The 25,831-nt window shown below is 59.1% G+C and carries 25 protein-coding genes and 1 pseudogene; 12 read left to right on the top strand and 14 right to left on the bottom strand.

What is annotated here, in order from left to right; translation table 11 throughout:
• Positions 1 to 50: 50 nt before the first annotated feature.
• Together ACSEXW_RS19655 and ACSEXW_RS19650 are read right to left on the bottom strand one after the other, a co-directional pair.
• Positions 51 to 866, bottom strand: a complete 816-nt coding sequence (locus ACSEXW_RS19655; protein ID WP_438447878.1) for a helix-turn-helix domain-containing protein — start codon at positions 864 to 866, stop codon at positions 51 to 53.
• Positions 867 to 884: 18 nt separating this feature from the next.
• Complete coding sequence (locus tag ACSEXW_RS19650) at positions 885 to 2,081, bottom strand: MFS transporter (protein WP_438447877.1); 1,197 nt, start codon at positions 2,079 to 2,081, stop codon at positions 885 to 887.
• A 153-nt stretch (positions 2,082 to 2,234) separates the two neighbouring features.
• Here ACSEXW_RS19650 and ACSEXW_RS19645 point away from each other — a divergent pair, with 153 nt between their 5' ends.
• The 4 genes from ACSEXW_RS19645 (at position 2,235) to ACSEXW_RS19630 (ending at position 6,088) form a co-directional block, all read left to right on the top strand.
• The gene (locus tag ACSEXW_RS19645) at positions 2,235 to 2,969 is read left to right on the top strand and encodes a spore coat protein (RefSeq protein ID WP_438447876.1); all 735 of its coding nucleotides are present in this window, start codon (positions 2,235 to 2,237) and stop codon (positions 2,967 to 2,969) included.
• A 123-nt stretch (positions 2,970 to 3,092) separates the two neighbouring features.
• Positions 3,093 to 4,397, top strand: a complete 1,305-nt coding sequence (locus tag ACSEXW_RS19640; protein ID WP_438447875.1) for a CapA family protein — start codon at positions 3,093 to 3,095, stop codon at positions 4,395 to 4,397.
• An 88-nt stretch (positions 4,398 to 4,485) separates the two neighbouring features.
• Complete coding sequence (locus ACSEXW_RS19635) at positions 4,486 to 5,442, top strand: polysaccharide deacetylase family protein (RefSeq protein WP_438447874.1); 957 nt, start codon at positions 4,486 to 4,488, stop codon at positions 5,440 to 5,442.
• A 16-nt stretch (positions 5,443 to 5,458) separates the two neighbouring features.
• Entirely contained in the window at positions 5,459 to 6,088 is a 630-nt protein-coding gene (locus tag ACSEXW_RS19630; RefSeq protein WP_438447873.1) for a fumarylacetoacetate hydrolase family protein, read from the top strand.
• A gap of 101 nt (positions 6,089 to 6,189) precedes the next feature.
• On the opposite strand, the gene ACSEXW_RS19625 is transcribed toward ACSEXW_RS19630, so the two are convergent.
• From ACSEXW_RS19625 to ACSEXW_RS19610, 4 genes are all read right to left on the bottom strand, one after another.
• The gene (locus tag ACSEXW_RS19625; protein WP_438447872.1) at positions 6,190 to 7,380 is read right to left on the bottom strand and encodes an HD domain-containing phosphohydrolase; all 1,191 of its coding nucleotides are present in this window, start codon (positions 7,378 to 7,380) and stop codon (positions 6,190 to 6,192) included.
• A 177-nt stretch (positions 7,381 to 7,557) separates the two neighbouring features.
• A complete protein-coding gene (locus ACSEXW_RS19620; protein ID WP_438447871.1) occupies positions 7,558 to 9,921 on the bottom strand; it encodes a beta-propeller domain-containing protein in 2,364 nt (787 codons plus the stop codon).
• A 163-nt stretch (positions 9,922 to 10,084) separates the two neighbouring features.
• Positions 10,085 to 11,875 (bottom strand): oligoendopeptidase F, encoded by a 1,791-nt coding sequence (gene pepF, locus ACSEXW_RS19615; RefSeq protein ID WP_438448005.1) that lies wholly within the window; start codon positions 11,873 to 11,875, stop codon positions 10,085 to 10,087.
• A gap of 254 nt (positions 11,876 to 12,129) precedes the next feature.
• Positions 12,130 to 12,315 (bottom strand): hypothetical protein, encoded by a 186-nt coding sequence (locus ACSEXW_RS19610; protein ID WP_438447870.1) that lies wholly within the window; start codon positions 12,313 to 12,315, stop codon positions 12,130 to 12,132.
• A 211-nt stretch (positions 12,316 to 12,526) separates the two neighbouring features.
• On the opposite strand from ACSEXW_RS19610, the gene ACSEXW_RS19605 reads away from it, so the two are divergent.
• Positions 12,527 to 14,272: a thiamine pyrophosphate-binding protein gene (locus ACSEXW_RS19605; RefSeq protein ID WP_438447869.1), complete on the top strand. Its 1,746-nt coding sequence runs from the start codon at positions 12,527 to 12,529 to the stop codon at positions 14,270 to 14,272.
• Between the two features lie 71 nt (positions 14,273 to 14,343).
• Here ACSEXW_RS19605 and ACSEXW_RS19600 read toward each other — a convergent pair whose 3' ends face one another.
• From ACSEXW_RS19600 to ACSEXW_RS19590, 3 genes are all read right to left on the bottom strand, one after another.
• A complete protein-coding gene (locus tag ACSEXW_RS19600) occupies positions 14,344 to 15,006 on the bottom strand; it encodes a hypothetical protein (protein WP_438447868.1) in 663 nt (220 codons plus the stop codon).
• A gap of 99 nt (positions 15,007 to 15,105) precedes the next feature.
• The gene (locus tag ACSEXW_RS19595; protein ID WP_438447867.1) at positions 15,106 to 15,789 is read right to left on the bottom strand and encodes a TerC family protein; all 684 of its coding nucleotides are present in this window, start codon (positions 15,787 to 15,789) and stop codon (positions 15,106 to 15,108) included.
• Between the two features lie 325 nt (positions 15,790 to 16,114).
• Positions 16,115 to 16,348 (bottom strand): hypothetical protein, encoded by a 234-nt coding sequence (locus ACSEXW_RS19590; RefSeq protein WP_438447866.1) that lies wholly within the window; start codon positions 16,346 to 16,348, stop codon positions 16,115 to 16,117.
• Between the two features lie 211 nt (positions 16,349 to 16,559).
• Between ACSEXW_RS19590 and ACSEXW_RS19585 the strand changes: the two genes are divergently transcribed.
• Together ACSEXW_RS19585 and ACSEXW_RS19580 are read left to right on the top strand one after the other, a co-directional pair.
• The gene (locus ACSEXW_RS19585; RefSeq protein ID WP_438447865.1) at positions 16,560 to 17,291 is read left to right on the top strand and encodes a class I SAM-dependent methyltransferase; all 732 of its coding nucleotides are present in this window, start codon (positions 16,560 to 16,562) and stop codon (positions 17,289 to 17,291) included.
• Between the two features lie 107 nt (positions 17,292 to 17,398).
• Positions 17,399 to 17,596 carry a cold shock domain-containing protein gene (locus tag ACSEXW_RS19580; RefSeq protein WP_438447864.1) on the top strand — a complete coding sequence of 66 codons (198 nt, stop codon included), beginning with the start codon at positions 17,399 to 17,401 and terminating at the stop codon, positions 17,594 to 17,596.
• Positions 17,597 to 17,715: 119 nt separating this feature from the next.
• Here the strand turns inward: ACSEXW_RS19580 and ACSEXW_RS19575 are convergent, their stop codons facing one another.
• From ACSEXW_RS19575 to ACSEXW_RS19565, 3 genes are read right to left on the bottom strand one after another with little or no spacing between them, the layout of a single operon-like run.
• Positions 17,716 to 18,231: a CYTH domain-containing protein gene (locus ACSEXW_RS19575; protein ID WP_438447863.1), complete on the bottom strand. Its 516-nt coding sequence runs from the start codon at positions 18,229 to 18,231 to the stop codon at positions 17,716 to 17,718.
• The gene (locus tag ACSEXW_RS19570; protein WP_438447862.1) at positions 18,228 to 19,406 is read right to left on the bottom strand and encodes an MFS transporter; all 1,179 of its coding nucleotides are present in this window, start codon (positions 19,404 to 19,406) and stop codon (positions 18,228 to 18,230) included. Before ACSEXW_RS19570 ends, ACSEXW_RS19575 begins: the two co-directional genes overlap by 4 nt.
• Before the next feature lie 46 nt (positions 19,407 to 19,452).
• Entirely contained in the window at positions 19,453 to 20,793 is a 1,341-nt protein-coding gene (locus tag ACSEXW_RS19565; protein ID WP_438447861.1) for a multi antimicrobial extrusion protein MatE, read from the bottom strand.
• Between the two features lie 118 nt (positions 20,794 to 20,911).
• Between ACSEXW_RS19565 and ACSEXW_RS19560 the strand changes: the two genes are divergently transcribed.
• From ACSEXW_RS19560 to ACSEXW_RS19540, 5 genes are all read left to right on the top strand, one after another.
• Positions 20,912 to 21,196: a hypothetical protein gene (locus tag ACSEXW_RS19560; protein ID WP_438448004.1), complete on the top strand. Its 285-nt coding sequence runs from the start codon at positions 20,912 to 20,914 to the stop codon at positions 21,194 to 21,196.
• Between the two features lie 133 nt (positions 21,197 to 21,329).
• A complete protein-coding gene (locus ACSEXW_RS19555; RefSeq protein ID WP_438447860.1) occupies positions 21,330 to 21,947 on the top strand; it encodes a hypothetical protein in 618 nt (205 codons plus the stop codon).
• A 34-nt stretch (positions 21,948 to 21,981) separates the two neighbouring features.
• Positions 21,982 to 23,010 (top strand): tetraprenyl-beta-curcumene synthase family protein, encoded by a 1,029-nt coding sequence (locus tag ACSEXW_RS19550; RefSeq protein WP_438448003.1) that lies wholly within the window; start codon positions 21,982 to 21,984, stop codon positions 23,008 to 23,010.
• Positions 23,011 to 23,104: 94 nt separating this feature from the next.
• Positions 23,105 to 24,073 carry a 6-phosphofructokinase gene (gene pfkA / locus ACSEXW_RS19545; protein ID WP_438447859.1) on the top strand — a complete coding sequence of 323 codons (969 nt, stop codon included), beginning with the start codon at positions 23,105 to 23,107 and terminating at the stop codon, positions 24,071 to 24,073.
• Positions 24,074 to 24,230: 157 nt separating this feature from the next.
• Positions 24,231 to 24,413, top strand: a complete 183-nt coding sequence (locus ACSEXW_RS19540; protein ID WP_438447858.1) for a hypothetical protein — start codon at positions 24,231 to 24,233, stop codon at positions 24,411 to 24,413.
• A gap of 131 nt (positions 24,414 to 24,544) precedes the next feature.
• On the opposite strand, the gene ACSEXW_RS19535 is transcribed toward ACSEXW_RS19540, so the two are convergent.
• Both ACSEXW_RS19535 and ACSEXW_RS19530 read right to left on the bottom strand, forming a co-directional pair.
• The gene (locus ACSEXW_RS19535; protein ID WP_438448012.1) at positions 24,545 to 25,252 is read right to left on the bottom strand and encodes a hypothetical protein; all 708 of its coding nucleotides are present in this window, start codon (positions 25,250 to 25,252) and stop codon (positions 24,545 to 24,547) included.
• A 36-nt stretch (positions 25,253 to 25,288) separates the two neighbouring features.
• Positions 25,289 to 25,435, bottom strand: a pseudogene (locus tag ACSEXW_RS19530) (transposase family protein); the annotation flags it as partial.
• Between the last annotated feature and the right edge of the window lie 396 nt (positions 25,436 to 25,831).

Raw genomic sequence — 25,831 nt, 5'->3', positions numbered from 1 at the left:
TGTCCCTCTTATCCTACCCGAACTTCCAGCTGATCGCCAAACGGCCTGCCTTAGATCCGGTAGGTCTTGCGGAAGGCGGAGGGGCTCATGCCCATGCGCTTGGAGAAGATGCGGCTCAAGTAGAAGCCGTTCTCGTACCCGCACTCCATCGCAATCTTCTCCAGACTGTAGGAGGTTCCGGACAAAAGGGCCTTGGCCTTCTGCATCCGCAGGGCCGTTACGTGCTCCGAGGGACTGGAGCCGAAGGCCGTCCGGTACTTGCGGGTGAGCTGCACCGGCGTTAGTCCCAAGGAAGCGGCCACGGCGGACAGGCTCAAGGGCGTGCAGGCGCTCTCCCGGATCACCCGGTACGCCTCCGCCATTACCGGATCCTCCGTCGTGACGGCATCGTCCGACAGACAGTCGGGGGACCGCAGCTGCTCGAACAGGTGCTGGTGCCAGAGGTCCTTCAGCAGGTGGTCCGCCCAGCTGCCGGCGGAAGCGTCGGATTGACGGACCGCCGTGCGAAGGTGGCTGTATGTATTGGCGAGCCGCTTCACATCCGTCAGGGAGGCCTTCACGAAGGGAGGCTCCGAAGGCTTCGCGGAGCCGCCGTGACGGTGGACCAGATGGAACTGGAGGAAGTGGAAGGACAGGGGCTCCAGCACCCTGCGCTCGAAGTCCGACCCGGGGGGGCAGAGGACCAAGTCGGGGAATTTGGCAGTGCCTTCCTGGCCGCCGATCCGGTAGGCGAACCGGCCATCCACCACGGCGAACAGCGTCCAATACGCATAACGGTCGGAGGACAATTGAAACTCTTCCTTGCGGTGCCAATACACGTGATGCAGCAATTCCGGGTACCAGTCCAGCCACAGCGCTTCCGTCATGCACAGTCCTCCTTATGATCAAGGTCGGGAATGCTTCCATACCGCCGTCAATAGGGTCGCGAACAGGCCGATGGCCGCTCCGAGCCAGAAGCCGCCGGCCAATCCGTAGCTTTCATTCAGCCAGCCGGCCACGAAGGGACCGGAGAACATGCCCAGGGCATAAACGGCTTGGTAGAAGCCCATGGCGGTGGCTCTCTTGGCAGGCTCAATCTCCTGAATGGCCAGCCCCAAGAGCAGCGGCATATGAAGGCCTTGCGCGAAGCCGTTGACGGCTTGGGTGACGCATAATAGGGCGAAGCTGGGGACGAAGGGAATAAGGGCCGTACAGCAGGCGCTAACGGCAAAACCCGCCATGGCCGTGTTCCACGGGCCGTACCGGGGTGCGAACCGCTTCCCGGACAAGATAGCGGTCACCGCATGGGGGACCATGAAGCAGACGCTGAGCAGGGTCAAGCCGGCTTTGTCGGCGCCCAGCTGGATGGCCTGCGACGGGGTGAAGCCGAACATGGTGATGAAGAGAATGCCGTGAGCCAGGATGGAGAGCACGGATACCTTCAGCAGCATGGGGCTCCGGACGACGGAGGCCAGATCCTTGGCCTGCATGGGGGCGCGGCCGGGATCCCCGGGAGGCTCCTGGATGGCCCATGAGGCTAACATGCCGGCGGCTCCCGCCAATGCCCCGGCCACGAAGGTGGCGTTCCAGCCGAAGCGCTCCGCCAGGAGGCCGGATACCGCCATGCCCGCCAGCTGGCCGATGACGGTCAGGAAGCTGATGGTACCCATGGCCCGCGTGGCTTCCTCCTTCGGGTAATAGCTGGCGAAGAGGACGGTGAAGCCCACCCAGGTGGAGGCGGCGACGCCGGCCATCGCCCGGGCGGCCAAGGACCAGGCCCAGGAGCCAGGCAGGAGAAACAGCAGGCAGCTGACGGTGGCGGCGGCCATCCCGGCGATGATGAAGGGCTTGCGGACGCCGAGCCGGTCGGACCAGATGCCCAAGGGAAGGCGGACAAGAATCTGGACGAGGCCGTAGCTGCCGAGAACGATGCCGATGACGGAGTAGGAGTACCCCCGGTCCTCCAGGTAGGGGGACAGCACGGGAACATACGTATACAATCCGATCCAATACAGGATGGTCACGGCGGCGAATACCGCCATCCGTCCTGACTGTCCGGGGGCAAGGGCTTGCTTGCGTTCGACGGTCGCAGGTGCGGGCATGAGCATCCTCCTTATCACGGCGCTGCGGTGCGCCGATGTTCACTTTTCTCATCTTACCATAGAATCGGTGCATAGAGAGGGGGGAACTGGGGAACAGTATATTCCGGTATGAGCAATATGCTAAATTTTCCAAATAAGGGAGATGTCAAAACCATGCCTTACGGTGCCCACGAAACGATGGAAGTCCATGAGATTCTGAATGAGAAGATCAACATGATCAACCATTTCGGCATGTATGCCCAAATGGTGCAGGACCGCCAGCTCCGCCAGATGATCGAACGCCACATGCAGACCGCCATGCAGTCCTACGACCAGCTGGTCGGCTATACCCATGACTACAATGCAGCGTCCGGCATGCAGCGTCCTTACGGGATGCCAAGCGTGCAGCCTCAAAACATCCAGTACGGCCTCCGCAATCCGATGGACCAGGCTCCCCAAACCCAGCAGAGCCAAATGAACGACCAGCAGATTCTGGGCTCCCTGCTGTCCTGTCACAAGAACAGCGCCCGCAACCATATGCATGCTTCCCTGGAGTGCGCGGATCCGAACATCCGCCAGATGCTGATCAACGGAGCCGTCACCTGCGCGAACCAAGCGTATGAGTGTTTCATCCTGATGAATCAGCAGGGCTATTATCAAGTGCCGACCATGAACGACCATACGGCCAAAGCCTTCCTTCACAGCTATCAGCCGATGAACGAATCCATGATGACTGCCGGCCAGCAGGGCCAAGGCCAGCGCGGTTACTCCGAGCCGGGCTCCATGCAGCAGCAGATGCCTGCCGGCTCCATGGGCGGTATGGGCGCCGGCGGCGGCAGCATGAGAAGCGGGAACGCCGACATGGGAAGCGCCATGAACAATGTCAACAGCAGCAACCTGCAGCAGTAATCCTGCATGGGAGTGGCTAAAAAGTGGAAAAGAACCCGGAGCTGCGGCGTATGCAGCCCGGGTTTTCTGCTATAATAGGGGAGGTTTAATCGATTGATTTCATAAAGAAGGTGATCCCCGAACATGGAAAGATCCCGTTCGGAACGTCATGGCCGGACGCGAAGGAACAGCAAGAGGCCGCCGCTTCGGGCCGTGCTGGCCGTTGCCGCTGCGGCGGCGGTGTGTGCCGGAGGCGTGTGGATCTATGCCCAGCGGGGCAGCGAAGAGACCGCCGCCGTCTCCGGCTCCTATGCATCACCCGGCACGACGCCCGGTGCATCCGCTTCCACCGCCGCGAAGACCGCTCCGGCCTCACCCGCCGCCAGCAGCACGCCGGCGGCAAGCTCTGCCCCTTCGGTCAAGCCGTCTCCGTCGGCGGCCGCAGGGCTGCCCGTTACTCCGAAGCCGGAGAGCGTTCCGGCCTCTGCCGGAGGCAGCGTGAAGCTGGCCTTTGTCGGCGACGTCCTGTTTGCCAGCACGGTCGAAACGACCCTGAAGCAGATGGGGTATGATTATCCCTACCGCGAGCTGAAGCAGGAGCTGCAGCAGCCGGATTGGACTGTAGCCAATCTGGAGACTCCGATCTCCGTCCGCGGAGAGGAGCAGAAGAAGGAGTATACCTACCGATCCAGACCCGAGGCCTTGAAGCCCTTCAAGGAAGCTGGCTTCGATCTAGTGAATCTGGCCAATAACCACATCATGGACTACGGCGTGGACGGCCTGCTCGACACCTTGAAGGCTTTGGATCAGGAGGGCATCCACCGGACCGGCGCCGGCAAGAATGTGGCCGAAGCCTACCAGCCGGTGATCCTGGAGAAGAACGGGATCAAGACCGCTTTTCTGGGCTTCAGCCATAAGGTGCCGGACAATTCCTGGAAGGCGGGGGCCACGAAGCCCGGCACCACCCAGCTGTATGATACCAAGCCGGCTCTGGAGGCCATCGCCAAGGCCAAGAAGGAAGCGGACCTGGTGGTGGTGATGACCCACTGGGGCGAGGAACGCAAGGACCGGCCCCTGGAGACCCACCGCACTATGGCGCATAAGTTCATCGACGCCGGCGCCGACTTGATCATCGGTTCCCATCCCCACGTCCTGCAGGGCTTCGAGCAGTACAAGGGGAGATGGATCGCCTACAGCTTGGGCAACTTCCTGTTTACCACGAATACGGTGCCCGCCACGTGGGAGACCGTCGTGCTGAACGCGGAGTGCTCGAAGACCGGCGACTGCAGGATGTCCGCCGTTCCGGTGTGGAACAAATTCGCCCGTCCCATCCGGATGGAGGCTGCGGACGGAGATAAGCTGTTCGACCGGCTGTCCTCCATCTCTTACGGAGCGAAGGTCGACCGTGAGGGACGCATCGAAGCCGCGGCTAGCGGAGCCGCCCGGTAAAGGGACGGCTTGCATGATTTGGCAGCCATAGCGCAAGGGAATCGCGAACACAATAACCGTACCAACACCAGGGAAAGGACCGAGGGTTATGACACCGAGAATCCCCAGGTTATGGACGGTTACCGCGGCGGCGATCCTGGCTGCCTCCTTCTTGGTCAGCGGCTGCGGGCGGGAGGGCGCCTCCTCCGGCAATTCCGGAGGAGCAAGCCCTTCTCCCTCCGGCGCCTCCGCTGACCAATCGATGCCGGCCCCGGCTGCAGATCAGGCCGAGGCCGACCCGTCTCCCGCTGCCGGCTCCGGATTGGCCCCGGGATCGTCCGGGACGCAGACCGTACCGGTGGAGCCGGACGTAGGGGCAAGCGGGGCCGATGCCCAGCGTGAGCCTGCTGCCGGGCCGCCCGAGGCGGACCGCATTGCCTATCTGACCTTTGATGACGGTCCTTCCGGCAATACGGAGTCGATCCTCCGCATCCTCCGGGAATCCGGCATCAAGGCCACCTTCTTCGTCACGGGCAAGGAGTCCGAGACGGATAAGGAGCTCTACCGGAGAATAGCGGCCGAAGGGCACAAGCTGGGCAACCATACATACACCCATGATTACACCAAGCTGTACAAGGAGCCGGGCGCTTTCATGGAGGACGTCCGGAGGCTGGACCGCTTCCTGCAGGAAACGGTGGGCCAAGGCTCGGACATCCTCCGGTTCCCCGGCGGCTCCAATACCCGGCTGGGCCGGCGGAAGGGGGAGCCCTGGATCATGCCCCAGCTGGTGAAGCGGGTGCGGGCGGAGGGCTACCAATACTTCGACTGGAACGTCACCTCGACGGATGCCGCTCAGGCCGTCCAGCCCAAGGCGGACATCATCTCGTCCGTCATGGCGCTGGCCCGGGGCAAGGAGCGGATTATTGTCCTGATGCACGACGTGACGGTCAAGAAGACAACCGTCGAAGCGCTGCCCGAGGTCATCCGGGGGCTCAAGGACATGGGCTTCCGGTTCGCCGCGCTGGACAAACAATCGTTCACCACCCAATTTCTCAAATCTGACTAAGGCGGGACTTATGGACATGTGGGATAGCATTCGGAACGTGTATTGTGTGGGAAGAAACTATAAGGCCCATGCCGAAGAGCTGGGCAATGAGCTGCCGAAGGAGCCGATGCTCTTCACGAAGCCGACCCATGCCTTGACGGCGATGGACGGAGGGACGATCCCCGTTCCGGGCAACCGGGGAGAGGTCCATTACGAGGCGGAGCTGGTGCTTCATATCGGCAGCGCCTATGAGCCGGGCAAGCGGGCGGACCTGTTGGTCGACCGCTTCGCCTTCGGGCTGGACCTGACCCTGAGGGACGTCCAGTCCGTCATCAAATCGAAGGGTACTCCGTGGCTGCCTGCCAAGGGGTTCCTGCGCTCCGCCACCCTGGGGGAGTGGATGCCGTTCCCCGGGACCGCGGCGCTGGCGGAGAAGGACTTCACCTTGACGAGGAACGGGATCGAGGTTCAACGGGGCAATGTGTCCCGCATGATCTTCGACATCCAGACCATCCTCGACTTCTGCGCAGAGCATTATGGGATCGGCCCCGGCGATGTTATCTACACCGGAACGCCGGAGGGCGTCGGCGCCGTACAGGACGGGGACCGCTTCGAGCTGGCTTGGGGCGGCGAGCCGGCAGGCTCCTGCTCGATCAAGCTGGTATAGATGTAATCCGTTGATGGAAGGCCCCACCTCAAAAAAACAGCGGCTGCCCGGACCTGACAGGTCTCGGACAGCCGCTGTTGTTGTAACCGGAGAAGCAGACATCAGCTCTTGGCCGTCTCCTCCAGCATCTCATCCCGGTATTCCTCCCGGATCTCCAGAATCCTAGGCAGGTTGGCGAAAAAAGCGTCGACGACAGCCGGATCGAAGTGGCTGCCCCGCTCCTCGTGGAACAGGTTCAGAATGCGGTCCAGCTCCCACGCCTTCTTATAGACCCGGTCGCTGGCTAGGGCATCGAATACGTCTGCGATGGCGGTGATTCTGCCGTACAGATGGATCTCCTCCCCCCGAAGCCCCCGGGGATAGCCCTTGCCGTTCCACTTCTCGTGGTGCTCGTAGGCCACAATAGCGGCGGTCTTCAGAATCCGGCGGGACGAATTTCGGAGAAGCGAATAGCCGATGTCCGTATGGGACTTCATGATGTCGAATTCCTCGTCCGTCAGCTTCCCCGGCTTCTTCAGCACCGAGTCGGGAATGGCCACTTTGCCGATGTCGTGCATGGGGGAGGCCATCTTCAAGAGCTCGGCTTCTTCCCGGGGCATCCCTAATCCAATAGCCAGAACATAGGAATATTCCGCTACGCGCTTGACGTGGTTGCCCGTCTCCTTGGACCGGCTTTCGCCGATCTCGCCCATGGTGAAGATGATCTCCTTCTGGGTCTCCTCGATCTCGGTATGCAGCTGAACGGATTCCAGCGACTTGCCTGCGTAGGAAGCGGCGAGGGTCAGATACTCCAGGTCCTTCGCGGAGAACACCTCGGATTCGGTCAGCTTGTTGACGGCCTGGTAGGCCCCGATGATCTCCCCGTCATTGTTGCGGAAGGGGACGACCATCAGCGCTTTGGTCCGGTAGCCGGTCGTCTTATCGGTAGCCAGGGCGCCGGTGGCGAGGACCATCTTATAGGGTTCGTTCGTGTAGGCATCATCGATGAAGATGGGCTCGCCCGTGCCGATGGCATGACCGACCAGCCCGGCGGTGAGAGGAATGCGGATGCCGCTTACGCCATGGGCGACCGTGGTGTACAGCTCATTGCGGTGCCGGTCCACCAGCCAGACGCTGCACCGGTCCGAGACGATCATCTCCCGTCCCATGTTGGCCATGAGCATCAGCACCCGGTCCAGGTGGCGCTCGTTGGCGATTTTCGCCGTATAGTCGAAGATGACGCGCAGCATTTCCTCCGGCTGCAGATCGTGTTTTACTTTGGATTCGATAACGTGTTCATCACGGGTCGTCAACGGTGCCCCTCCCCTGGGAAGATAGATGTGTCCAATTTATGTATACTTCCCCATTGACGGTCCAAATCCTTCCGACCATTCGATATTTTTCTTCAAGATTCGCGCGTCTGTAACCGATTCACCGACAAAACGGCTGGGCAGGAGGACCTGCACCAGCCGTTTGATTATGAAAATGCTTTATGGCAGGACCAGCCTTCCCTGCTCCTTCAGCGAGCCCAGCTCATGGGCGCGGATCTCGGAGGGTGACAGGGTGTAGAGGGAGTCGCTGATATAGAGGAGGCGGTCGATGGAGCGGGAGCCGTCGTACCAGACGTCCCCGGACTTCAGCTGATCGTCCTCCGACAGGTGCGTTAAGGTGCCGCGGAGCTGGAAGCCGTCCTGCAGATCCACTCTATAGATATAGGCGCCTTGGAAAGCGAACTGGCCGTATGCGGAGGACCCTTGCTTCTTCTTCGCTTCCTCCGATACGTTCATCACCGTCACGGGGAAGGCCATTAGCCCCTTCTCCTTGGAGAAGAGCAGTGCCTTATGATTGCGGAGCAGCTCCGAATCGGTCCCCCGGTCGCCGATGGACGTCTTGAACAGCTCCTTCGGGTTTGCGACATCGCTGACGTCGAACATCGCGATCTTCATGCCTTGATAATAGGCGGCATTGCCATCCTTGGAGGCTACGGCGTCTTTGCCGAAGCCGATAAGATGAGTCTCGTCATAAGGATGGAGGTAGTCGCTGTATCCGGGAATCTTCAGTTTCCCCAGAATAGTAGGGTGGTGCGGGTCTGCCAGATCCAGCACGAAGAGAGGGTCCACCTGCTTGAAGGTCACCATGTACCCCCGCCCACCCATGAACCGGACCGAGTAGATGCGCTCGCCGGGTGCAATATCCTCCACCTTGCCGGTCACGTTAAGCGACTCATCCAGGACATACACATTGTTCTTGGAGGTGTATTCGTCGTTTCTCCAGCTCTCCCCCTTGGTGGTGGCGATCCGGAAGAAGCCCCCGTGCTCATCCATGGAGAATTGATTCAGGATGTTCCCGGGTACGCTGCCTTCGGCGCTGAACCGGACCTGGCCTTCGTCCATCCGGAACTTGAAGAGGGTGGTGGTATGCTCCGGCGCCACGGCGACGGACTCCTTGGACGAGGTGCTCGTGCCTTCCCCCATGACCCGGGGAATGGGCTTATACCGGGAGACGGCAACGTACAGATTCTTCTCGGAGGCGTACACGTTCTGGGCGGATCCCAGGTAGGCGGAGACCTGTGCCTTCTTCTCCGGCTGGGCGATGTCGATACCGGCGATGACGAGATACGAATCCATGGGAGACTCCGGAAAATACCGGATGCGGCTGTAATCCAGCGCAACCGGGCCTTCCGGTACGGCGGTGTCGCGGTAAGAGGGAGCGGGCAGCTCCTTGTCGCCGTTCAGGATGGTGTATCGGTCGGCGGTCTGATCGGATAGAACATACAGCTGGCTGCCGATCTTGCGGGACGTCACGTACCGGCCTTCCATGGATACCTCCTTCACCACTTTGGGGGCCGAAGGCGTAGAGATGTCGTAGACCAAGGTTTTGACGGAGGAGCTGCGATTGGGAGCGATCATTCTCTTCTTCTCCATCAGTGGAGAAGAAGAGGAGATGCCGGCCGGTTCATCATAGGACATGCCGATGACCGTCAAGCGTCCGCCATCCACATACAGCTCGATGGGCTGAAGCTCCTTGGTGTTCATGGGAATCGCCGATACCAGCTCCAGCCGGTCCGCCGGGTATGCCCGTGCGATGATGACTTGATCCCGGTTCACCCGGTAGATGAACTCCCCGTCCGTCTTGACGACGTCGGCTTCATCGACGCCTTGTACTTGGACGTTGGTCGTGGAGTAATCGGCAGAGGATTTGGCCTTGCTCTCCGCTGCCGGCGCAGATCCCTTTTCCAATGCCGCTCCTGCAGCCGGAACGGCAACCGCTTCTCTGCCCATGGTGACGGCTTTGCCGTAGACCTCCATACTGGCTTGGCTTTCCTTCAGAAGCTTCTTCAGATTGGAATAGGACTCCACGGCGGGAATCAGCTTGGATTCATGATCGATGGTTACCAGGCGGTTGGTGCCGTCCCACTTGACGACCGTGCCGAAGGCTTCGCTGAAGAAACGGACGGGAACCATGGTGTACGTACCGTCCATGACGGCGGCGGTGCCCAGCTCGAGGGGCTTGCCGTTCCTCATGGCTTGGGTGCTGCCGATGCGGAAGGTGACGGACGTCTCGCCTTGGATGGCGGTGACGGACTCCGTTTCCTCCTCGTAGCGGACGGTAGCGCCCAGTGCCTCAGCGATGTTGCGGAGCGGCACCAGCATGGTGCTGCCCTCTAGACGGGCGGGGGTATCGAGAACCAGCCCGCTTCCGTTGACGATGATGGCATAGGAGCCATCAGCCGGAATCTGCGGCGAGCCTCCGTGATCGGCGGCGTCAGCGGTTCTCATCTGGGCGGCGACGCCGTAGGCTCCCGCCAATAGGGCCGCGCTCAAGGCAGCGGTGAGCAGGGTGCGGGATTTCATGGAGAGTGGACCTCCTCGGGTACTTGGATTGGCAGGATGTGCACGTTCCTGTTTGGCCTCTCTGACGAGCGCAAGAGCTGGAAGGTTGCAGCGGATTTCCCACCGTACGCCAAAAAAACCTCCGAACGCCGGATAACCGGTGCTCGAAGGCTGAAAAGGGACATTATTTGGTCAATTCTTCCATCTGCTCGATCAGGCTCTTGAATACGTCCATGGCTTGACGGATCGGCTCCGGCGAGGACATGTCGACTCCGGCCTTCTTCAGGATGTTGATGGAGAAGTCGCTGCCGCCGGACTTCAGGAAGCCCAGATAGCGGTCCACGGCCGGCTGGCCCTCATCCAGGATCTGCTTGGAGAAGCTGGTGGCGGCGGAAAAGCCGGTGGCGTATTTGTACACGTAGAAGCTGTTGTAAAAGTGGGGAATCCGGGCCCATTCCATCTCGATGTCCTTGTCGACCACCATCTCGGAGCCGTGGTACTTCAGATTCAAGTCGTAATAGATCTTGCTGAAATCCTGCGGGGTGAGCGCTTCGCCGGCTTCGGCGCGCTCGTGCACCAGCTTCTCGAATTCCGCGAACATGGTCTGGCGGAAGACAGTGGTGCGGAACTGGTCGGCGTAGTAGGTGAGCAGGTACATTTTCTCCTTGGGGTCGGTGGACTTCTTCAGCAGATAATCCATCAGCAGCGCCTCGTTCAGCGTAGACGCCACCTCCGCCAGGAAGATGGTGTATTGGGCGAAGCGGTACTCCTGGTTCGTGTCGGACAGATAGGAATGCATGGCATGGCCCATCTCGTGCGCCAAGGTGAACATGCTGTTCAGATTGTCCTTATGGTTCAGCAGCACGTAAGGGTGGGTGCCGTATGCGCCCCAGCTGTAAGCGCCGCTGCGCTTGCCCTCGTTCTCGTAGATGTCGATCCAGCCTTGGCTGAAGCTCTCGGACAGTACCTTCAGATAATCCGAACCCAACGGCTGCAGCGAGTCCTTCACCGTTTCCTTCGCTTCGTCGTAGGTGATCTTCATGTCGAACTCCTCGACCAGCGGGGCGAACAGATCGTACATATGAAGCTCATCGACCTTAAGCAGCCGCTTGCGGAGCTTCATGTACCGGTGCAGCAGGGGCAGAGACTCATGGATCGTATCGATCAGATTCGTATAGACGGCCTTGTCGATGTTGTCTCCGAAGAGCGACATCTCGAGAGCCGAAGGATACTTGCGGGCCCGCGCGTAGAAGATGTTCTTCGTCACGTTGGCGCTCAGGGTGGAGGCGATGGTGTTCTTCTGCTTGGCGTAGGTGTCGTACATGGCCTTGAAGGCAGCCGCGCGGACTTCCCGGTTCTTGGACTCCAGGAACTGGATGTACCGTCCGTGGGTCAGCTCCACCTCTTCGCCGTTCTCGTTCTTCACCTTCGGGAACTTCATGTCGGCATTGTTCAGCATGGAGAAGATGGTGCCGGGCGCCGTGGAGATGTTGCCCACCTGGGCCATCAGAGACTCCTCGGCCTTCGACAGAACGTGGGCCTTCTGGCGGACCATCTCCTCCAGCGTCAGCTTGTAGAAGCTGAGCACCGGGTCGTTCACCAGGGCGTTCAGCTGCTCATCGGACAGGCTCAGGATTTCCGGCGTGATGAAGGACAGCGCTTCGCCGGTTTCGACGGAGAGCTTCTTGGATTTCTCGGATAAGGCCATATAGGTGGGCTCGGCGGTATCCTCGTGATGCCGCATGTTGGCATAGACGTAGAGGCGCTCCGAGTGGAGGGAGATTTCGTCCTCCAGCGCGAACACATCCTTGATCGCCTGGGCGTTGTCCAGCTTGCCCTGGAAGCCGGCCGCTTTCTTCAGCAGCTCCTTGACTTCGTTGTATTCCTTATCCCAGGCCGCCTGGTCGGCGAATAGATCCTCCAGCCGCCAGCGGTGCTCTGCGGGAACTTCGGAACGTTTCATAACTTGGTTCATGGGAACCCTCCTGTTCGTATTGGGTTTGCCGCCCGAATGGACGGCGGTAGGAACAGCCGGTGCGGCACAGGCCGCAAGCAGGCTGAAGGTAAGCGTGAAGAGCAGCATGCGCCGGTGCATACGGTCGGAGCCTCCTTGTTCCGGCCGCTGCCGGAAGCGCGAGACGCGCCGTTGGCGGCGCTCGGCATTCCGTTGGGAAGCGGCACGAGTTTTAGAGGTTAGTATGCGCCCGTTCGGTTGGCAATTATTCGGGATTATCCCATGGTGAAGAGACTGTAGACGATCAGGAAAAAGGAGAACGCCATCATGACCGCCGCCATGAGGGCCAAGCCTCTCTTGAAGGAGGGGTGAAGCGTATCCTTCTTCATGATCAGGATCAATGCAAAGCTAAACGAGATGATTACAAACGTCGTAATGGTTCCGATATCCGACATGGACATTCACCTTTCCGCCTGACAATTCCATTCCGCCGGCTCCTTCACTCGCAGACCTCGAGGCCCGCTGGAAAATGCCACCATTCCCCGGTTCTTATTGTGTTCGCCGTCCGGGAGGAAAATTCCTTTTTTCCGGAGCGATTCCTTCCCGTTGCAGGGAACCATATCCGGTAGGGCCGGAAGCTGCCGGCCGAAACCATTGTAAAGGACGGGGGAAATGGGACAGACGGTGATGGAAAAGAAGGCGGATGCGGCCGGGACCACGGCGGCCACGGAATGGCGGCCTGTCAACTCAGGGCAAACGTCCCCGGCAGAGGGCCTAAATGCCGCCCAATATGTGTTGAAGCAGCTGGCGGAGTGGGGCGTGGAGCGGATCTATGGGGTCATCGGTGACGCTACCCTATATGTATTGGACGAGATGGCGAAGCAGAACCGGATTCGGTACGTCCCGTGCCGGCACGAAGAAGCGGCGGCTCTGATGGCCTCGGCGGAGGCCAAGCTGACCGGGAAGCTCGCGGTCTGCATGGCCACCAGCGGACCGGGCATCGTGAATCTGATGAACGGCCTGGCGGATGCGGCGGCGGACAAGGTGCCGGTGATGGCGATTACCGGCCAGGTGGATACGGCCAAGATGGGGACGCGGACGAAGCAGTACATCGACCAGCAGCGTTTGATGGGCGGAATCACGGCGGCGACGGAGCTGCTGGCCCATCCGGACGCTCTGCCGGAGACGCTGCAGCGGCTGCTGACGGAGGCGGTGACGGCCGGCACCGTGGCTCATCTGTCGGTGCCGAGGGATCTGTGGCGGATGACGGTGAAGGGCGTCACCGCCGGGTATCCCGCGCACCTGCACCAGAGCATGCAGGTGCCGAATGATCCGGTGGAGAAGGCTGCCGCCCTTCTCCGGCAAGCGTCCCGGCCCCTCCTGTACCTGGGCCGGGGCATTGCTTCGGCGGCGCCGGAGGCGCGGGAGCTGGCGGAGCTCGCCTCCGCTGCCGTGGTGACGACGCTGCCGGCCCGCCCGCTCTTCCCGAATGACCACCCGCTCTACGCGGGTGGTCTCGGGCAAGCGGGCAGTGAGGCCGCCAGCGTCTTAATGGCCGAGGCCGATCTGCTCCTCCTGCTGGGCGCCACCTGGTGGCCCGACGATTACGCCCCGGCGGATGTCCGGGGCACCGTCGTCCAGGTGGACGCAGCGCGGGAGCAGCTCGGCATGGGCCATCCCCTGCACCACGGCATCGTCGGCGACCTCCGGGAGGTGCTCCCGCGCCTGATCGCCGCCCTGCGGCAAGGGCAGGGGGGAGCCGGGACTATGGCGGCTCCCCCGGACCGGGCGCCCTGGGCGGAGCGCATCGCCCGGGAGGCGAAGGCGTGGAAGGCCGCCATCACGGAGGAGGCGGCCAAGGATGGCTCACCCGTGCCGCCGCAGCGGGTGATGAAGGCGGTCAGCGACGCTGCGCCGGAGGGCGCCGTGCTGTGCGTGGACACGGGCGACCACACGCTGTGGTTCGACCGGATCTTCCAGGCCAAGCCGGGCCAGCGGGTGCTGGTATCCGGTCGGTGGCGCACCTTGGGCTTCGCGCTGCCGGCGGCCGTGGCGGCTTCCCTGGCGGAACCGGAGCGCCGGGTCCTCGCGATCGCCGGAGACGGAGGGGCCGTTCAGACGCTGATGGAGTTCCAGACGGCGGTGGAGCTGGAGCTCCCGCTGGTTCTCCTCATCATCGACAACGGCGCTTACGCCATGGAGCGCAACCGGATGGAAGGGGCGGCGCTGATTCCGCTGGGCAGCGCCATCCGCAACCCGGATTTCGCCGGAGTGGCGGAGGCATGCGGCGGCAAGGGGTACCGGGTGCAGACGGCGGCGGAGCTGGAGGAAGCACTGCTCCAATCCCTGCAGGCGCGGGGGCCGTCCCTGATCCAGGTCCGCACCGCACCGGACCGGGTGCCGCATACGAAGCTCTGATTCCCGCACCGCAGCATCACCAAAAAAACGGTTGGACCGGGATAACTCCCGGATCCAACCGTTTTTCATTCCTAAGACATGTAATTCCGTCCGGCCGCATTGGAGGTCCGGGACAAGGCTTCGATCTGCTGGATCTCCGTGCCCGCCGTATCGATAAGCTGCTGCAGCTGACGGATCTGGCGGATCTGGGCTTGGGCTTGCACCTCGATCTGGTTCTGAGTCTGGGTCAGCTCGCGCTGCACCTGCTGCAGATGCTGGTAAGCGGTGTTCACCTGTTGGGAGAAATTGCTGACGCCGGCCTGGGTCAGGTTCATCGGCTGCTGCTGCAGTCCGGTTTGGCCTGCTTGAGTGCCATAGCTTCCGGAGGTGTAACCGGTGTTGACCGGATTGCCATAGCCAGCTCCCGTCCCTGTGGTTCCATAGGAGCCGGTGTAGCTGCTCTGAACGGGAGTGCCGGAATAAGAGCTTTGAACGGGAGTGCCGGTGTAGGAGCTCTGAACGGGACTTCCGGTGTACGTGCTCTGAACCGTGCCGGATGTTCCGGCTCCCGTCGCGGTGCCGTAAGCGGTTGTATTGCGGTCGTTCAGGCCGGTGTAGCTGCTTGTCGCATTCCCATATTCTTGCGATGTGCCGGAGCCGGCAGCGGTGCTGCGGGTTCCGTAATCCTTGGACGCATCAGCAGCCTGATTGCTTTCCGGCTGGATGCCGTAACGCTGGTTTTGCGAATTTTGCATGTCGCATACCTCCGTCTTCCGAATGGTCACTTCCGTTATTAGTTTGATCGGAAGACGGCATTTTATGCATATACAGGAAATCGTTTCGAAGATTCAAGATTATGCTTGGCCGTGGGCCGGGACAGCGGACCGGTCCTTCTTGCGCTTGCCCAGCCACAGGGTGGCGGCGACGCCGGCGGCGACTACGATCCATTTCCCCCAGGACAAGTCCTCGGTGAAGCCCTTCAGTATGGGCTCGCTCATAATCATCTTGATGGCCGTGAAGGCCAAGACGCCGGCGCCGGCATAGACGATGATGGGGAACCGTTTTACCAGGGTGATGAACAGGGTGCTGCCCCATACGACAATCGGAACGCTGACCAACAGGCCGATTACGACCAGCAGGAAGGAACCGTGGGAGGCGCCGGCAACGGCCAGCACGTTATCGATGCCCATGACGGCGTCGGCGATGATGATGGTCCGGATGGCGGCCATTACGCTGTTCTTCGCCTCGATTTCATGATCCTTGTCATCGGCCAGGAGCTTGTAGGCGATCCACAGGAGCAGCAGGCCGCCGGCCGCCAGAAGGCCTGGAATTTTGAGCAGCCAGACGACGGCAATGGTGGAGATGATCCGGATCACGATGGCGCCGGCCGTTCCCCAGAAGATGACTTTCCGCTGGTTGTCCTTCGGGACGTTGCGTGCCGCCATGCCGATGACGATGGCGTTGTCTCCCGCCAGGACCAGGTCGATCAGGATGATGCTTAACAAAGCCGAGAACCATTCTACGCTTAACAATTCCATATGCATTTCCTCCAGATATCCGAGTTTTTATATCTTTCTTTCTTTTGCCACGCCTTATGCCTGACCCATGAAGCCCGTCTTGCCGTCCCCCTTCCCGGTGAAAAATAAAAAGGACCTCATCCCTGGCGGATAAGGTCCGGTCTCTTTTTCATCAAAAAAGACCTTTACCCGCTCAGGCAGGCAAAGGTCTTGCAACAACTCACGTTGTTGATATAGCCGGGGATGGTGAATCCCGAACTGACGACTATATCGTAAAGCTACTCCCCTTTGGAGGTATTCTGTTGTTACACTTATCATAACAAGAGACAAATTCGGTTGTCAATCCCTAAACTTGGCGGAAAGCTTGCAAAATTTGCTGCCGTTCTTCTTCGCTTCCGTCGTAGGCTTCCTTCGAGAAGCGCTCCTCGGCCCACTGCATCATGGCCGGACGGCTCAGGAAAGTATGGCAGTCCTCGCCCCATTGATCGGAGATTTCCCGGAGAATCAGGGTTTTTCCGTTAATCTCCACGGTCAGCATGTTCCATTTGTCCTTCTTGTAAATCTCAACCTTCTTGATCATGTTAATCGGCTCCGTTTCTTGACCCTGCGGCCTTTTCCATCGTTTTTCTACTATACCCCAGGTAGGAGGTTTCATTCAAGTGTCGCAGTTCAGGGATTGCCAGTAGATGGAAAAGATGCTACAATCCGGGTTACCTCCGGATACCGGAGGATCCCGCCGGGGAAGAGAGCTTGCCCGGGGGCAGAATGAGCGGAGCAGAGGAGCGATACCGATGGGAAACAAGGAGTATTACGAGCAGCATGGCTTTGCGATGACGTGCAGGTCTTATCCGGAATATGTCCGGATGTTCGCCTGCGATCCGTCGCTACGGGAAGGTGCACGCGTGTTGGATGTGGCCGGGGGAGCTTCCTCCTTCGGGGCAGGCGCCCGGCAGAAGGGACTCCATGCCGTTGCGGCAGACCCGCTGTACGGTCTGTCGGCGGAGGAGATGGAGGCCCATGGCCTTCGGGAGCTGGAGGAAGCGGCGGGCAAGCTGGCCGGGCTGACCCATAAGTTCGATTGGACGTATTACGGCTCCCTGGAGGAGCATACGAGGCGCAGGAGGGAATCCTTGAACTTGTTCCTGCAGGATTATATGGCCATGCAAGGCACGGGTGCCTATGTTCGGGCCGGGTTGCCCGAGCTGCCTTTTGAGTCGGGAGCCTTCGACTACGTATTCTGCAGCCACTTCCTGTTCCTGTATGCAGAATCCCTGCCGTATGAGTTCCATCTCAGCGCCCTGTTGGAGATGGCCCGGGTGTGCAAGCCGGGGGGAGAGCTGCGGATCTATCCGCTGCTGGATCTGAAGCAGCGGCCCTATGAACGCTTGGATGACCTGATGGCTGAGCTGCGTTACAGCGGGCTGGAACCGGACCTGATAGAGTCCGGGCTGCCCTTTATTCCAGGCTCTGTCCGGCTCCTCCGGGTAGTCAACCCCGGCAGGAAATCGTTGATTAACCCCTAGCCACATGGTATAATTTAACTACTCGTCACTTCCGTGGCGATATACATTTATATGCCCGGTCGGGGCATGCTTTTCCGCTTAAGCGGGAAGCATAGGAGGTTATTCATTTGAAGGGTACAGTGAAATGGTTTAACGCAGAGAAAGGCTACGGCTTCATCCAAGTTGATCAAGGCAACGATGTATTCGTGCACTACTCCGCCATCACTGGCGACGGCTTCAAGACGCTCGAGGAAGGCCAACAAGTGGAATTCGACATCACTCAAGGCAACCGCGGGCCGCAAGCCGCTAACGTGGTTAAACTGTAAGAGACTTTCCGAAATCCCACGGCTCTCCACGGAGAGCCGTTTTTATATGTTTGGTAGAATCTAAAGAAGCCGATTCTCCTGTTGGGGGGAATCGGCTTTATTTGGTCTGCGGTGCGCATTTAATCCCCCAGTCCCGTCTCAGGCCTGCGCTGGACAGAGGACCACAGCCGCTTGTTGCGGTATTCGAGCTCGCTGCCGATTTCGGGGCCGAACCATGCCGGCGCCACGAAGGCCAGCGCTTCTTCCTCCGACTGAAACTCCGTCTCCACGGTCAGCAGATCGAATTGGTGGTATTCGTCGATCTCGATCAATCGCCCCGACGGATCCTGCACCTTGGTGCGGGTCTTGATCAGAGGAGAGTAGCCGGAGTCGTCCAGGAGCTGATGATAGATCTCGGCGCTGATCTCATACTCCACTTCCCCGCGGGAGAGGCCGTGCCCTTTCTTGAAGGTGTGGGTGAAGACCGGCTTGCTGCCTTCCGCGAAGAGCTTGCGGACCCGGATTTCCTCCGTCTCCGTAAGAGCCAGGTAGGTCTGCTCGATCGTCCGGCGGCTGACCACCTTCAATTCGCCGCTATCGATTTCGCGCTTCGGGAAAGCGTTCAAAAGGTATTTGCGTTCGATTTCTTGGTTCATACGGATTCCCCTTTCGATATGGTAATCGGGACATCGCCCGTATTCCTCTGCAGGAAGTGGGTGGTGACAAAGCCGATGCCGGCCAGAACGGCGGTAGCGGCCGCGAAGCGGTATAGGATCACTCCGCCCCATAGATCGTAGATGTGGCCTCCGGCAAAGCCGCTGATTAGTCCGGCTGCGCCGCTCCAAGCGATATTGTAGACCGCCTGCCCCGTGGCCCGGTATTCATCCGGTACGATCTGCTGAATGTAGCGGAGCGCCGTGACCAGGAAGATGCCGAACGACAGGCTGTGCATGGCCTGGATTGCGATGATCCAGCCGGGACCCTGCGCGAGACTCATCAGGAAGAATCGGATCGCATAGACCGCACAAGCGACGGCAAGCAGGGGCAGCTCCTTGTACTTGTGGCCGTGCTTGCTCAAGTAGAACAGCACCGGGATCTCGCTGACCGCCGAGGCCATCCATGCCAGGCCGACCAGATCTTTGTCCGCCCCCAAGTCCTTCATATACAAGGCCAGGAAGCCGTCGTTGCTGCGGTGGGCGATGGACATGACCAGAATCAGCACCAGGAACAAGAGGAAACGTTTCGAGAACACCACTTTCCATACGCCGGAGAGCTCCATCCGCTTCATCCCCGCCCGATTATCCTTCAGGAAGAGTGCCAGGAGCAGGGATAGAGAGACGCTGCCGATGGTCAGGTAAGCGATGACGCTTACTCCCATGCTGGTCAGGACGAACCCGCAGAGAACGGCGGCGAAGGCGAAGCCCATGGAGCCGAAGATACGGAAGCCGGCATAGCTCTTGCCCGTCGACTTGACATGGAGCAGGATCTGGCTGTCGTTCAAGCCGTTCAGCGGGGTCTGGAAGAAATAGAATCCGGTCATGATGATGAACAGAATGCTGTAGACGTCGGTCCGGAACAGCAGGAGGACCATGATCAGCTGGCCCGCCAGGACGGCAAGGATGGTTTTCTTCAGCGTCTGGAAGCGGTCGCTCAGAAGCCCCCATACCAGATTGGAGACGATGCCCATAGCCGGCCCTATGGAGTACAGGGAGCCGATCTGCAGCTTGCTGTAGCCCAGGGAGTCGAAGTATAACGGGAAGAAGGAGATCACCAGTGCCATGGTCATGAAGTAGGAGAAGGAAAAGGTCTTGATCACCGGTTCTTGAGACATGCGGATAAACACCTTGCCTTTCTAGGAGATAGGACCCTGCGGCCTCTTATCCCCGAAGCTGCTCGGCCGGACGGATCCGGGCGCTGTTTTTGGCGGATAAGCGAAGAGACCAGGTCACCACCGCGAGCTCCGCCACCACTCCGAAGGATTGGGCCAGAACACCGATGCGGCTGTTCAAGCCGGGAGCGGCCAGGAGCCCGCCGATCAGAATCAGGACGGTGACCAGCACGTTGGAGGCCTGGGACCAGACCATAACCTTGGTCTCGCCGCGGAGCATGAGCAGACCGTTGGAATAGTCCAGCCACGTGAAGGCCAGGGTCATAATCATGAAGAACCGCAGGGTTAGAAGACTTTCATGCAGCAATTGGGACTTGGCGCCGAGAACAACCGTCATGACCCAGGACCCAAGCGGGGTAAAGCTTAGGAGCCCCAACAGAAGGGTTGGAATGAAGGCCATCAGCAGGGTGAACTGACGTACCTTGCGGGCATCCGTACGATAGAAGTTCAAGACGATCTGGTGCAGATAAGAGAAGAAGCTGATCACCAGCTGGCAGACGCTGCCGGCCAGGGCGAAGGCGGCGATGGACCGCTGGGATTCCGGCGTCTGGCCCAAGCAGATGTTGATGGCCGGTGCGATGATGACGGCAATAAAGGAAGAGAAAAGCAGCGGCCGGTAGAAGGAGAAGATCTGGCTGGGCTTCTCATAAGGATGGTCCGGTTTCTTCTCCGGGAGCTCTTTGCGGTATAAGCGAAGCCCTTCCCATACGGCTACAACGGCCTCCACCACCATGCCCACCAGGAAGATGACGGCGCCAACCTGGCCGCTCTCCACACCCTTGGACAGATAATATTGGGAGAGGGCGTACATGCCGACCAGCCGAACCACCATGCCAAGGGTGAGCCACAGCGTTCTTTTATTGAAGATGATGACCCCATGGAACAGGCAGCGCAGACCGGAGAAGATACTGACGAACATCAGCACCCGGTAGACGTGCATGATCGGCTCCACCTCGTCCGGAGACGCTCCGTACAGGCCGCCGAAGACAAGACGGCCTACGTCTGAGTAGGACACCAGACCGCCGACGACGAGAATCCCGATCAATAGATAGACGAATACCAGTGAGATGGCCCGAAAGGAGATCCGGTCCCGCACCAGGGCGGAGCAGGTCTGTCTCAAGAGCACGGCAGGCTTCTCGGTAATGCCGAGAAGGCTCATGGCCACGGCGTAGCTGGAGAGCACGGCCTCGGGATGGGCGGAGCGGGTCAAGGTGCCGTTGATGATGACGTGGGATATGGTAACCAGGCTGGATGACAAGCCGAGGGGAATGAAAAAGGCGAACATTTGGGCTAAGGTGACGTTCGGTTGAGGTGCGTTTGCTCTTTCCATAGGTGCTCCTGTCTGGTTATTTAAGTATTAAAGCATAGTATATCATGATTGACGGGCAGCGGGAGATTAAAATATAATGCTTAACAAAGCCGACACGAAAAGGGGAATGGGGATTTTGATGCCGTTTTTCCGCTATGACGAACGACTGGGAATCCCGGTGCCGCGGCTTGCGAAGGAATGGGAAATGTACTCCGCGGAAGAGCAGTTCGCCATCCTGACGGAATGGGAGGAGATCCGCGGGCGCATTCCGGACCGGATCATGGCCTTCGAGCGCCTCATCATCGAAATGCAGGAGCGGCTGGGGTTGGAGGATTCCTTCGACGAGAGCTGCAGGCTCAACGGGGAGATCTCCGAGCTGGCCAGCAGAGTGAACGATCTGAACATCTGGTTCCGTACGGGCTGATCTGCCAAAAGTTCGGGAATTCTTCGCAGTGTTTTGGCCAAACTTTGATATATAATGAAAGAATGAAATTTCGTAAAAATGGCGATGCCGTCAACGACGGCTCGTCCCGGCGGCGGATTGGAGTGAAGCATCCATGAATGATCAACCGTTCATCCGTTTGGTCGAACGTTTGCGTGACCGGGATCCAAGCTTATTCCCGACAGGTATATGGGACGAAGGGCTGGACCGGAGAATCGCCGATCTGATCACCTCCGACCTGGCGGAGGACCGGTCCCGTTTCGATCTGGCTTTCGGATTGGCGGTCAAGGCCGGACTGCATCTGTGGAATGAGAGCCTGAACCGGTCCCACGTGCTGTCCCAGGATATCCATAATCCGACCGGCAGCTATTGGCACGGCATCATGCACCGGATGGAGGGAGACTATGAGAACGCCAAGTACTGGATGGTTCAAGCAGGTCCTCATCCGGTTTTCGAGCGCCTTCAGACGGTGAAGTCGGAGCTGCTCAGGAACGGCGATTGGGAGCAGGTCGAGGCGGTAGAGCTTCGGGTGAGCCTGCACCAATTCTATCTCCAGCGGACATGGGATCCCTGCCTCTTCATCGATCTGGTGCAGGGAACGGTAACCTCGGGGCATGAGCTGAAGCTGGAACGCCTCTTGACCGCTCTGCAGAAGCACGAGATTGTGGGTTTATTGGAATATTCATACCGTAACGCAAGCGGAGGGCATAGTCTTGAACCGTTTAACCGATAAAGCCAAGCCGTATCCCCGCAATCCGCTGCGCCTCATGCAGCGGGTATACCGTTACGTGCTTCCGGAGGTGCGGAGCCAATTGAATCATTGGCGCAGCACCGCCGAGCGGATGGCGGATGAGGAGCTGCGGCGCCAAGCCTTGGCCAGCATGACGGACAAGGAGTTCCATTGCCAGGGCGGAGCCGTCTACGCCACCGCCAATCTGGAGCAGCGCCATGTACTGATCCCCTTGATCGTCGCATTCCAGACCATCAGCGATTATCTGGACAACCTGTGCGACCGCAGCACGTCGATGGATCCGGAGGACTTCCGGATGCTGCACCAATCCATGCTGGACGCCGTTGATCCCCGGGAACCGCTGAAGGATTATTACGCCTTCCGGCAGGAGAAGGAGGACGGCGGATATCTGGCACAGCTGGTCTCGACTTGCCAATCCTGCATCTGCCTGCTTCCGTCCTATTCACTGGTCGCTGCTCCCATCCGCGAGCTGGTCTCCTTGTACTGCGATCTCCAGGTCTATAAGCATATCCGTCACGACTGCCGGGAGAAGGAACTGCTCCGATGGTGGGAGGAGCACCAGGAACGGTTCCGGTATCTGCAATGGAACGAATTCGCAGCCGCCACTGGCTCTACCCTAGGCGTGTTCATGCTGTTCCTGGCAGCGACGGATCCGGAGCTGACGGCGGATGAGGTAGAAGCCATTCGGGAAGCTTATTTCCCATACGTATGCGGGCTGCATATTCTTCTGGATTATCTGATCGACCAGGAAGAAGACCGGATCGGTGGAGATTTGAACTTCTGCAACTACTATGGCGGCCAGCAGGCTGCCGTGGAACGCATCTCCATGGTCGTCCGGGAAGCGCGGGGCAAGGTGACTAAACTGTCCGCCCCCTCCTTCCACCGCATGATTATCGAAGGCCTCATCGCCTTGTATCTGTCCGACCCCAAGGTGCGTTCCCAAGCCGACGTCAGACGGATCACCAAGCAGCTGATGAAGCGCAGCCCCATGACGAGAATGTTTTTCTGGGTCAATAGCGTTTGGATTCGGTTCTCTTCTTCCTGACAGAACGTATTACGCGGCAAGAGGAATTCGGGTATCCATTGACATACGCTTAACAGCCTTTTATATGGGCAAAATCCATTCAGGAGGTACAATTATGAGCGCAGTTAAATCCATTGCAGTGCTTACAAGCGGTGGCGACTCCCAAGGGATGAACGCGGCCGTCCGCGCCGTTGTCCGGAGTGCTCTTTTTAACGGTCTGGAGGTCTATGCGATCCAGCGCGGCTATTACGGCCTGATCCACGGCGACATCCGCAAGATGGATCTTCGCAGCGTGGGCGACATCATCCAGCGCGGCGGCACCATTCTCCAGACTGCTCGCTGTAAGGAAATGATGACACTGGAAGGCCAGCAGACCGCAGCGGACAACCTCCGCAAGCACGGCATCGACGGCCTGGTGGTCGTCGGCGGAGACGGGTCCTATCAAGGCGCTGACAAGCTGAGCCAGCTGGGCATCAAGACCATGGGTCTGCCGGGAACCATCGACAACGACATTTCCTTCACGGACTTCACCATCGGCTTCGATACCGCCGTCAGCATTGTGGTGGATGCGATCAACAAGCTGCGCGATACCATGTCCTCCCATGAGCGGGCTTCTATCGTCGAGGTCATGGGCCGCCACTGCGGCGACATCGCCCTCTATGCCGGCTTGGCCAGCGGCGCCGAATCCATCCTTGTGCCGGAAGTACCGTTCAACCTGGACGAGGTCGCAGACCGGATGAAGGAGAACTTCGATAACGGCAAACGCCACTCCATCGTCGTCCTGGCCGAGGGTGTGGGCAGCGGCGAAGAAATCGCCAAGTCCATCACCACCCGAGTCAACATCGACGCCCGTCTGACCGTACTGGGCCACATCCAGCGCGGCGGTACGCCGACCCACAACGACCGGATTCTGGCCAGCCGCCTCGGCGACTTCGCCGTCCGCCGCCTGATCGAAGGCGACTCCGGCAAAGCCTGCGGCGTCATCAAGGGCGAGCTTGTGGCTACGGATATTCACAAGGTAGTCACCACCAAGAAGGAGTTCAACACGGAGCTGTACCAACTGGCAGCCCGCCTGTCTCTTTAATCTGATCGTCGAATTTTATCAGTTATGCGAACACCGTTTTCAGCCCTTTAGGGCCGGAAACGGTGTTTTTTGTTGAATATGGATTGAGGGAAGGGGAGTAGAGAAGGTTGCTGCTGTTAGAGTCGACATGAGAGGATGCTGGTGGAGAAGGTGGTAGGTGGTAGAAGTGATAGAGATGGTGAAGGTGATGAAGGTGGTGGAGGTGGTGGAGGTGGCGGAGGTGGCGGAGGTGGCGGAGGTGATGGTGCTCCCAACGGATACTTCTGTCCATTATCCCACTCGCTCAGGAAAAGGGGAGAGACCAGGGGATCTGAGCTCATTAGAAGTTGCGTATGGCTGATGATAATCTGATCGGATGTAGAAGTATGCATGAGGAAAGTTCCCCCTCTCACCATGAATGAAAAGTGGAATCGAAATGGCAGCAGAAGCAGCGGAGGTAAGTGCTAGAGCGACATAAAAGTGCAGGCAGACTTATCCCGCTTTGCGGTATAGGAGCGCGATCTGTTGCTTCGAAATAACCGGCTTGGTTGTGAGGGCCCGGTAGGTAATGGTACCGAAAGCGGCGCAGATGTGACTTATACCTGCAAAGATGGGGGCAGAGCTTAGAGTAAGATTGGTGCGGCAGCAGAATTCATCCAAGTAGGCTTGAAGATGTTTCTTGCCGATTCCGCGGAAGGTCTGGTTCAGCCAAAGACAAGCTCCCCGAAAGAGCGGCCGAGCAATCTTGGTTCGAGCGGGAGCGAAACGAAGCAGATGAATGGAGCAGGAACGTTTTGAAGATTCGCTGACGTGGTCCCGAATAAAGGAGCGGGCGGCGATCGGGAGAATTTGGCGGCCCAACATCCACTCCGTCGGCACCATCCGAAACATAATACGGGATGGCTGATCTTCCGATACAACTGAACCTACCACAACGGGCGATTCCTCGGGATGCTGGAAAACGGTTGAATTGTGGGGTCTCCCATAACAGGCGTCATGGATAACCACTTGTCCGTGGAGAGGCTCCTCGGCTTCGGCGCGTCCCATGGCATAGCGAATCTTATGGAGCATGCTCCATGCTGTCTTATAGGTCACACAGAGGATGCGACAAAGGGTTAAGGCGCTTATGCCGTGCTCCGGATCCGATATGAGCTGGATGGCTTGGAACCACTTCACAAGGGAGGTGCGGCTGCCTTCCATAACCGTCCCGGATAGGAGAGAGGTCTGATGCTTGCAGCAGCTGCATTCGTACAAGGGAAGCTTGCGCGTGGATATGGTGTAAGCTCGCCAGTGCCCGCACGCCGGACAAGAAAACCCGTGGGGCCACTTGTGGTGGTATAAATACTGGATGCATGCAGACTCCGTCTTCAATTCAGACGTCACATATTCGAAAGGAAAGCTCAAGAGCTGCACCACCCTTCACATAGATGCGAATAAAAACAGGGCTTGGAAGCCGATGTAACGGGATCAAACGTAGTGATATCCAATTGCAACGAGGCAGGGAATGGCCGGTTGGATCACGAGATAGATCTGGAGACGGGAGTGTTTGTTCCTATAGTTAGATTATACCAAACAAATGTTCCCGTTTCCAGTGCTGATTTTCCAAAATGATCCTTTTTTTATCCTGAGTAAAGGGGATAATGAGTCTGTAAAATATTTTGTGTAAACTCTCAAAACCAAATCTAGTAAACTAGAAGGAAAGGTCGGTTTGAGAGGATGACACAGGTGGCACGGTTTAGTAAAGAACAGGTGAAGGCATTCGTAAAGGAGAATAATCTG

Origin of the sequence: Oryzibacillus soli, assembly GCF_051594765.1 — a bacterium.
In the GTDB taxonomy this organism is placed as follows: domain Bacteria; phylum Bacillota; class Bacilli; order Paenibacillales; family NBRC-103111; genus Paenibacillus_AR.
The sequence above is the reverse complement of the archived record's forward strand: the minus strand, read 5'-3'. Positions and strand labels throughout refer to the sequence as shown.